The 6,222-nt window shown below is 40.3% G+C and carries 13 protein-coding genes; all 13 read left to right on the top strand.

All coding sequences use genetic code 11. The annotated features are described in order from the left end of the window. Positions 1–266 precede the first annotated feature (266 nt). The 13 genes from rpsJ (at position 267) to rplX (ending at position 6,222) form a co-directional block, all read left to right on the top strand. Positions 267–578, top strand: a complete 312-nt coding sequence (gene rpsJ, locus CQA40_RS04675) for a 30S ribosomal protein S10 (protein ID WP_023927923.1) — start codon at positions 267–269, stop codon at positions 576–578. Positions 579–640: 62 nt separating this feature from the next. Then, positions 641–1,288 (top strand): 50S ribosomal protein L3, encoded by a 648-nt coding sequence (rplC, locus tag CQA40_RS04670; RefSeq protein ID WP_115519757.1) that lies wholly within the window; start codon positions 641–643, stop codon positions 1,286–1,288. Continuing rightward, positions 1,285–1,911, top strand: coding sequence for a 50S ribosomal protein L4 (gene rplD / locus CQA40_RS04665; RefSeq protein WP_115519756.1), 627 nt, complete (start codon positions 1,285–1,287; stop codon positions 1,909–1,911). The genes rplC and rplD overlap by 4 nt, the downstream gene beginning before the upstream one ends. Then, the gene (locus CQA40_RS04660; RefSeq protein ID WP_023927920.1) at positions 1,911–2,192 is read left to right on the top strand and encodes a 50S ribosomal protein L23; all 282 of its coding nucleotides are present in this window, start codon (positions 1,911–1,913) and stop codon (positions 2,190–2,192) included. Before rplD ends, CQA40_RS04660 begins: the two co-directional genes overlap by 1 nt. Before the next feature lie 49 nt (positions 2,193–2,241). Continuing rightward, positions 2,242–3,069 carry a 50S ribosomal protein L2 gene (rplB, locus tag CQA40_RS04655; protein ID WP_115519755.1) on the top strand — a complete coding sequence of 276 codons (828 nt, stop codon included), beginning with the start codon at positions 2,242–2,244 and terminating at the stop codon, positions 3,067–3,069. A 15-nt stretch (positions 3,070–3,084) separates the two neighbouring features. After that, positions 3,085–3,366, top strand: a complete 282-nt coding sequence (gene rpsS / locus CQA40_RS04650; RefSeq protein WP_115519754.1) for a 30S ribosomal protein S19 — start codon at positions 3,085–3,087, stop codon at positions 3,364–3,366. A 9-nt stretch (positions 3,367–3,375) separates the two neighbouring features. Continuing rightward, on the top strand, positions 3,376–3,981 hold the full coding sequence (rplV, locus tag CQA40_RS11570) for a 50S ribosomal protein L22 (protein ID WP_115519753.1): 606 nt from the start codon (positions 3,376–3,378) through the stop codon (positions 3,979–3,981). Between the two features lie 2 nt (positions 3,982–3,983). Beyond that, entirely contained in the window at positions 3,984–4,688 is a 705-nt protein-coding gene (gene rpsC / locus CQA40_RS04640; RefSeq protein WP_023927915.1) for a 30S ribosomal protein S3, read from the top strand. Then, positions 4,688–5,113 (top strand): 50S ribosomal protein L16, encoded by a 426-nt coding sequence (gene rplP, locus CQA40_RS04635; RefSeq protein WP_023927913.1) that lies wholly within the window; start codon positions 4,688–4,690, stop codon positions 5,111–5,113. The genes rpsC and rplP overlap by 1 nt, the downstream gene beginning before the upstream one ends. Beyond that, complete coding sequence (gene rpmC / locus CQA40_RS04630) at positions 5,100–5,288, top strand: 50S ribosomal protein L29 (RefSeq protein WP_023927911.1); 189 nt, start codon at positions 5,100–5,102, stop codon at positions 5,286–5,288. The genes rplP and rpmC overlap by 14 nt, the downstream gene beginning before the upstream one ends. A 3-nt stretch (positions 5,289–5,291) precedes the next feature. Then, the gene (rpsQ, locus tag CQA40_RS04625; RefSeq protein ID WP_115519752.1) at positions 5,292–5,558 is read left to right on the top strand and encodes a 30S ribosomal protein S17; all 267 of its coding nucleotides are present in this window, start codon (positions 5,292–5,294) and stop codon (positions 5,556–5,558) included. Between the two features lie 32 nt (positions 5,559–5,590). Further along, positions 5,591–5,959, top strand: coding sequence for a 50S ribosomal protein L14 (gene rplN / locus CQA40_RS04620; RefSeq protein WP_023927909.1), 369 nt, complete (start codon positions 5,591–5,593; stop codon positions 5,957–5,959). Between the two features lie 32 nt (positions 5,960–5,991). Next, positions 5,992–6,222 carry a 50S ribosomal protein L24 gene (rplX, locus tag CQA40_RS04615; protein WP_023927907.1) on the top strand — a complete coding sequence of 77 codons (231 nt, stop codon included), beginning with the start codon at positions 5,992–5,994 and terminating at the stop codon, positions 6,220–6,222.

The raw sequence follows: 6,222 nt of genomic DNA, 5'->3' as shown, positions 1-6,222 counted from the left end.
GTTTATCGCTTTTTATTCCTTGTTGTAAGGAAGCAAAAAAACAAAACTTTTGCGAAAAATAGGCAAAAAGTCTTGACTAAAGTTTTATTTTTCACTAAAATTACGCTTTTGTTTTGCGATACTGCTTGGCGGTGTGCTATTTGGAAGCACTATTTGGAGTGTTTAGCGATGTTCTTTATCGGTGTTTTAGGCGCATTTGGTAGCATAGTGGCATTTAGGTATGTAGGCGCAACATTTTCTTAGATTAAAGTTATAGAGGAAATATTATGGAAAAGATTCGACTTAAGCTTAAGGCTTATGACCATAGGGTTTTAGACCGCTCGGTAGCTTCGATAGTAGAGGCGGTGAAGCGCACAGGCTCAGAGATTTGTGGACCGATACCTTTGCCTACCAAAAAGAAAAAATACACTGTGCTTCGTTCGCCACATATCAATAAGGACTCTCGAGAACAGTTTGAGATACGACTACATAGTAGAATCATAGATATTATGTCTGCTACACCTGATACAGTCGAGGGGCTTATGAAGCTAGATTTAGCACCTGAAGTGGATGTCGAAGTTACTTCAATGAGTAAGTAGGCATTTTTAGCAGGTATATCGGTAGATAACAGAAGTTAAAGTCATAGATTTAAGGAAAGAGAATGGAATTTTTGGTAGAAAAAATAGGAATGAGTAGGACGATAGGTTCTCCTAGCATTCCTGTTACTTTGTTGAAAATCATCAATGCTAAGGTGTGTGATACACAAGAAAATGGAAAAGTCATAGTGGCATATCCAAGAGGTAAAGCACACAACAAATCCATAGCAGGGCAACAAAAGAAATATAGCCTAAGCAAAGAGTTTAATCGTTTTGTAACGCTCCGCGTGAATGGCGAGGCTCAACAAGATGGACAAACAGATGGACAGGCAGAGTCAAACAAAGAAGCAAATAAATCAAAAGCAATTGATTTGGATATGTCTGTTTTAGAAAGTGCGGTGAGGGTAAAGGCTACTTTTTACACAAAGGGTCGTGGTTTTAGCGGTGTAATGAGGAGATGGAATTTTCAAGGTGGTCCCGCAGCTCACGGCTCACGGTTCCATCGCAGAGTGGGCTCTATCGGCAATAGAGAGTGGCCAGGGCGTGTCCAAAAGGGCAAAAAAATGGCTGGACACTATGGAAATGAAAAAGTTACCGTGCAAGCAGAGGTAGTGTCTTTTGACAAAGACAATTCTATCTTGGTACTAAAAGGCTCGGTGGCTGGATATAATGGTGCACAGGGCAAAATCTCTGTCATTAGGGGTGGCAAATGAGTGCAATAGTTTTGGATAATAAGTTTAAAAAAGCAAGTGAAATTGCTCTACCTGAGCGATATAAAGATATAAATGAGCATAATCTCTATTTGTATATAAAATCTTATTTAGCTTCGCTTAGAACCAATGGTGCAAAGGCAAAAAATCGTGGCGAAGTCAGTGGCGGTGGCAAGAAAACTTGGGCACAAAAAGGTGGAGGTAGAGCGCGTGCGGGGAGTATTACTTCTCCTGTGTTTGTTGGTGGTGGTGTTTCTCACGGACCGAGCAACAACAGAAACTATGAGATAAAAATCAACAAAAAACAGAAGCGACTAGCACTAGAGTATGCGCTTCAACAAAAAGCAAGCACAGGAAAGCTGTATGTGCTAGATTCACTAAGTATTCCTAGTGGCAAGACAAAAGACGCGTTTGGTGTGTTTAAGTCTATTGGCGAGCGTAGTGTGCTGTTCGTGGCACAAAGTATTGCCGATGAAAAAACATTCTTAGCATATAGAAATCTACAAGATTGCTATTTTATTGACGGTAATGAAATGAATGCTTACCTTGTAGCTGCTTTTCATAGTGTCGTTATTGAAAAAGCAGTGCTTGAGGCGTTTTTAGATTCTAGCGATAAGGGGAAATAATGGCTGATATAACTGATATAAAATCTATCCTTTACACAGAGAAATCACTTTCGTTACAGGAAAAAAGTGTGCTTGTGGTGCAAACTTCCACAAAAGTAACAAAAAATCAACTAAAAGAAGTGTTTAGAGAATACTTTGGTGTTGTGCCATTGAGAGTAAATTCTTTGCGACAAGAAGGCAAAGTTAAGCGATTCAAAGGAAGAGTTGGACAACGGAATTCATATAAGAAATTTTATGTGAAGATTCCAGAGGGTGCGAAAATCGATGCACTTACTGCTTAGATTTTTCTAAAAAGTAAAAGAGTTAAAGATACAAGATTAGGAGTAACAAATGGCGATTAAAACCTACAAACCATATACGCCCTCCCGCAGGTTTATGAGCAATCTTAGCTCAAAAGATATTACCGCAAAACCTAGTGTGCGAGGACTTTTGACAAAGCTGTCTGTGAGTGCTGGGCGCAACAACAACGGCAGAATCACAAGCCGACACAAAGAGGGTGGAGCAAAGAAGCTATATAGAATCATTGATTTTAAACGCAATAAATTTAATATTGAGGGCAGGGTTGTGGCTATTGAGTATGACCCATACAGAAATTGCAGAATCGCACTTATTTCTTACCCCGATGGCGAAAAACGATATATTTTGCAACCAAGCGGGCTAGGTGTAGGGAGTGTGGTTATCGCAGCAGAATCTGGACTAGATATAAAAACAGGCTATGCTATGAAGCTAAAAGCTATCCCCATAGGGACAATCGTGCATAATATTGAAATGCACCCCGGTGCTGGCGGGCAGCTCGCTAGAAGTGCAGGAGCAAGTGCGCAGATAATGGGGCGTGAGGGCAAATACATTATCCTAAGAATGCCAAGCGGAGAAATGCGCTACATTTTAGAAGAATGTATGGCGACAATCGGCGTGGTAGGAAATGAGGATTTTATCAATATTTCTATCGGTAAAGCAGGGCGCAATCGTCATCGTGGTATTCGCCCACAAACTCGCGGAAGTGCTATGAACCCAGTAGACCACCCACACGGTGGTGGTGAGGGCAAGACAGGTTCTAGCGGACACCCTGTTTCGCCTTGGGGCACGCCTGCAAAAGGCTTTAAAACTCGCAAGAAAAAGGCGAGCGATAGACTTATCATCTCAAGAAAGAAAAAATAATTAAAGGAAACAACAATGGCAAGGTCGATTAGAAAAGGTCCTTTTATAGATTCTCACTTAGCGAAAAAAGTGGCTAAAAGCAAGGAAACAAAAGATAACAAGCCTATTAAGACTTGGTCGCGCAGAAGCACAATTTTACCTGATATGATTGGGCTTACTTTCAATGTCCATAATGGTAGGGCATTTGTCCCTGTGTATATCACAGAAAATCATGTGGGTTATAAACTCGGTGAGTTTGCACCTACAAGGACATTTAAGGGACACAAGGGTAGTGTCCAAAAGAAAATTGGTAAATAGAGGTAAAAAATGAGCAAAGCATTATTACGATTTATACGATTGTCCCCCACAAAAGCTCGTTTGGTAGCAAGAGAAGTGCAAGGAATGAACGCAGAAATTGCGCTTGCAAGCCTAGAATTTACTCCTAATAAGGCGGCTAAAATTATTGCGAAGATTATTGCTTCAGCCGTAGCAAATGGTGGATATGAGGCAAAAAGTGCTATTGTTCATTCTTGCAGAGTGGATGCAGGTCCTGTTTTGCGTAGGTTTATGCCACGCGCTAGAGGTAGGGCTACACCGATTCGCAAGCCAACTTCTCATATACTTGTGGAAGTAATGAATCAGAGTGAAATTGACACACTAAAGACTTCTTTTAAAAACTCTAAAAAGACAGTTTCTAAGGTGGACCAAAGTGTTAAATCTGCAAAAAAGATAGAATCCAATGAGCCTGCTTCGGTGGCAAATAAATCAAGCCAAACAAAATCTAGTAACACAAAAATAAAGCAAGATGATTCTCAAAAAAAAGTGGCTCAAAAAAGTGCTACCAAGACAAACAAAGAAACAAAGGCTAGTTCAACTACCAATCCGAAAACTACGGCAAAACCCAAAACCACAAAAAAAGATGAGGATAAATAGCTATGGGACAAAAAGTTAATCCAATAGGACTTCGACTGGGGATAAATCGAAATTGGACTTCGCGATGGTTTCCAAACTCTAAAGTAACTCCCGCAAACATTATAGAGGACCATAAAATCCGCAAGTTTCTAAAAAAAGAATTATATTACGCGGGAGTGAGTGAAATCATCATTGAGCGTGCAGCTAGCAAAGTTCGCGTAACTGTCGTTGCAGCGCGTCCAGGGCTTATCATCGGTAAAAAAGGTGCTGATATAGAAATCAAGCGAGAAGCACTCAAAAAAGAGATTGGCAAAGAAGTATCTATCAATATCAAGGAGGTGAAACGCCCACAAGCAAATGCCCAACTTGCTGCCGAAAATGTTGCTACACAGCTAGAAAAACGCGTAGCGTTTCGTAGGGCAATGAAAAAGGTGATGCAGTCTGCAATGAAATCTGGTGCTAGAGGAGTAAAAATCAAAGTTTCTGGGCGTTTGGCTGGTGCTGAAATAGCACGGACAGAGTGGTATATGGAGGGTCGTGTGCCACTGCATACGCTTCGTGCAAAGATTGATTATGGCTTTGCTGAAGCATATACGACTTATGGAATCATCGGTGTGAAAGTGTGGATTTTCAAAGGTGAGATTTTACAAAAAGGAATCCAACCTGAGCGTAAAGAGGACGGTTACGAAGATTCTCGTCATAAATCTAGAAGAGGGAGACAAAGCTAATGTTGATGCCAAAGAAAACAAAATATCGCAAGCAGATGAAAGGTCGCAATCGTGGAAAAGCGATGCGTGGCTCAAGTTTAGCCTATGGAAACATAGGTATTAAGGCATTGGAGCTTGGACGCATTGATTCTAGACAGATTGAGGCTGCAAGAATTGCTCTCACGAGGCATATCAAGCGCACTGGTAAGGTATGGATTCGTGTTTTTCCAGATAAACCACTTACTGCTAAACCTCTAGAAGTGAGGATGGGGAAAGGTAAGGGAGCTGTGGAAAAATGGGTTATGAATATTAAGCCGGGTAGAATCATCTATGAAATCACGGGCGTGGAAGAGCAAATGGCAAGAGAGGCTCTTATGCTAGCGCAAAGCAAACTTCCTTTTAGGACAAAAATCATCACAAGTGAGGGTGAAAATGAAATTTACTGAAATAAAAGATAAAGAAAAAAACGAGTTACAAAAAATGTTGAAAGACAAAAAAAATGAGCTTTTTGAGCTTCGCTTACAGCTTAAAACAATGCAACTAACAAATACTAGCAAGATTTCTTCTGTTCGTAAAGATATTGCTAGGATAAATACGGCAATATCTGCTAAAAAGGACTAAGAAATGAATGATACGCAAAAGCAACCGCATAAGCGACTTATACAGGGTAAGGTAGTCTCTAAAGCTGGTGATAAGAGTGCCGTGATTTTAGTTGAACGAAAGGTGGTGCATCCGAAGTATCGCAAAATCGTTAAACGATTTAAAAAATACACTATTCACGATGAGAAAAATCAAGTCAAGGTGGGGGATGTTGTTTCTGCGATAGAGTGCAAGCCTATTTCTAAAACAAAGTCTTTCAATCTTAAAGAGATAGTTCAAGTTGGTGTGTAGCTGGACTTTATAGAAAAGAGCAGGAGAAAAATATGATACAGAGTTTTACTAGGCTAAATGTTGCTGATAATAGTGGCGCGAAAGAGATTATGTGTATCAAGGTGTTAGGCGGAAGCCACAAAAGGTATGCTAGCGTGGGCGATGTGATTGTCGCTTCTGTAAAAAAGGCTATACCAAATGGTAAGGTAAAAAAAGCTCAAGTTGTCAAGGCGGTCGTAGTAAGGACAAAAAAAGAGATTCATAGACAAAATGGTTCGCTAGTGAGATTTGATGATAATGCTGCCGTGATTTTGGACAACAAAAAAGAACCAATCGGCACGAGAATCTTTGGTCCTGTAAGCCGAGAAGTGCGATATGCAAATTTTATGAAAATCGTGTCGCTAGCACCAGAGGTGCTATAAAAAGTGTTTAAGAAAAATTAGGAGAGCAAAAAATGATAAAGTATAAAATCAAAAAAGGCGATATGGTGAAGATTGTCGCTGGCGATGATAAGGGGCGGGTAGGCAAAGTGCTTGCAGTGTATCCTAAACGCGCTCAAGTGCTTGTAGAGGGTTGCAAACTTGCTAAAAAAGCTATCAAGCCAAATGATGAGAATCAAAAAGGTGGCTTTATAAACAAGGAAATGCCTATGCACATTTCCAATGTCAAAAAAGAGGGAGAATAA

Origin of the sequence: Helicobacter sp. MIT 01-3238, assembly GCF_003364135.1 — a bacterium.
Taxonomy (GTDB): domain Bacteria; phylum Campylobacterota; class Campylobacteria; order Campylobacterales; family Helicobacteraceae; genus Helicobacter_B.
Note: the sequence above shows the minus strand (reverse complement) of the source record. Positions and strands in the feature narration are given on the sequence as shown.